Raw genomic sequence first — 1,518 nt, forward strand, 5'->3', positions numbered from 1 at the left:
TCGAACCCGGCCGACACCGCTCCCAGCAGGTCGAGGATGTGCTCCGCCAGGTCCGGGTCGAGGCTCCCCATGCCGCAGGACGGCGTGAGCAGGCACTGGCGGCGCAGCAGGCCTTCGTCAACCCCCGCCGCCGCCATCCGGGCAATCCCCTCGTCGAGTCGGCGAGCCAGGGCCGGCGCCGCAAGCTGCCGCGCCTTCTCGGCGGTGGGCACGGCGCCCCAGGCGAGCACCCCGCCCGCCTCCAGGAATCGGGAGAGGGGCTCCGGGTAGAGGAGCATCTTCTCCAGGAAGTGGTAGGCGTCGAAGTTCACGATGGCGGCGCCGGAATCGAACAGCACCGGCCAGTCGGTGTTGCCGCAGCAGTGGATGCCCGTGAGCACCCCCTCCCCGGCCAGGGCCTCCAGCGCCGGGGACCAGAGGGCCCCCACCGCCTCCCGGCTCAGGGTGGAGTAGGCCGAACCGAAGACCTCCATCACCGGCTCGTCCAGGAAGATCACCACCGGAACCCCCAAGCGCGCCAGCCGCCGGGCCTGCCACAGGGCCTTCCGGGCGAGGTGGACGGCCACCACTTCCCGAAAGGTGTCGTCGTGGAGCACGTCGCGGCCGCCGGCGTCCCTGAGGGAGGTCGCCAGGGTGACCGGTCCCGTCACGTGGCCCTTGACGAAGCGAAGGCCGGAGGGCCGCGACTGGACGAGGGACTCTTCGAGTGCGTAGAATCCCGGGGCCCTCTCCGGAGATAGGGCGAAGGCCTCCGGGTCGCCGGAGAGGACGCGGCCGTAGAAGGCCTCCACCTCCCCCATCCCCTCGGGGCCCGTATCGACGACCGGGTCCTTCCCCTCCGGACGCTCCCGCAGCCCCGGAAACCCCTCCAGGTACTGGAGGGTCATGCCCTCCAGGGGGCTGCGGCGCGGTAGCTGGGGCCAGAAGGGAAACGCGGGCAGGCGCTCGAGCACCGCGGCCACGGCCTCGGCCGGGTCTCGGTGGGGCAGGCTGCCGATGCCCGTGGCGAGCCCCCGGGGAGAAAAGGCGGGCCGGGACGCGACGGGGGATGCGGAAGACGGGAAGGACGACATGGTCGGAAAGATCCTCTCGGTAGGGTTCTGGCTGGGCGCGCTCGCGCTCCTGGTGGGCTCGGCGCGGGCGGGGGGCTGGTTCCTCCTGGTGCCGGCGGCGGTTCTGTGCGCCCTCCTGATCATCGGCCTCGACCTGCGCCTGCACCGCCGCCTCGCGTCCTTCGACCGGGAGTTCGTCCGGGCGCTCCTCCACGTGCTGTCCGCGGTCGCCCTTGCGTCCTTCTCGCTGCTGTGGCTGGTCCGGATGCTGGCTCGCCCGCCGGGGCCCTGAGTCTAGCCGGCCAACCACACCACGACAAGAGCGGGCGGGGCTTGGGTCAGGGCGATCGCGCATAAAACTCAGCTGGTACGCGGTCGTATGGCATAGTGCTTGCTGCAAGGGGGGCGTGTCATCGGCTCGCTAGAGCCGACCGGGCTATCTAGTGGGCAACCGCTTGAAAGGTTT

Annotated in this window: 2 protein-coding genes; one reads left to right on the forward strand and one right to left on the reverse strand. The window is 71.3% G+C overall.

The genetic code is table 11. The annotated features are described in order from the left end of the window. The coding region (locus AB1578_22275; GenBank protein MEW6490625.1) for a hypothetical protein at positions 1 to 1,073 on the reverse strand (1,073 nt) is incomplete at its 3' end. On the opposite strand from AB1578_22275, the gene AB1578_22280 reads away from it, so the two are divergent. Beyond that, the gene (locus AB1578_22280; GenBank protein MEW6490626.1) at positions 1,072 to 1,344 is read left to right on the forward strand and encodes a hypothetical protein; all 273 of its coding nucleotides are present in this window, start codon (positions 1,072 to 1,074) and stop codon (positions 1,342 to 1,344) included. The genes AB1578_22275 and AB1578_22280 overlap by 2 nt on opposite strands. The last annotated feature ends 174 nt before the right edge of the window (positions 1,345 to 1,518 follow it).

The organism is Thermodesulfobacteriota bacterium, from assembly GCA_040756475.1.
Lineage (GTDB): Bacteria > Desulfobacterota > Deferrisomatia > Deferrisomatales > JACRMM01 > JBFLZB01.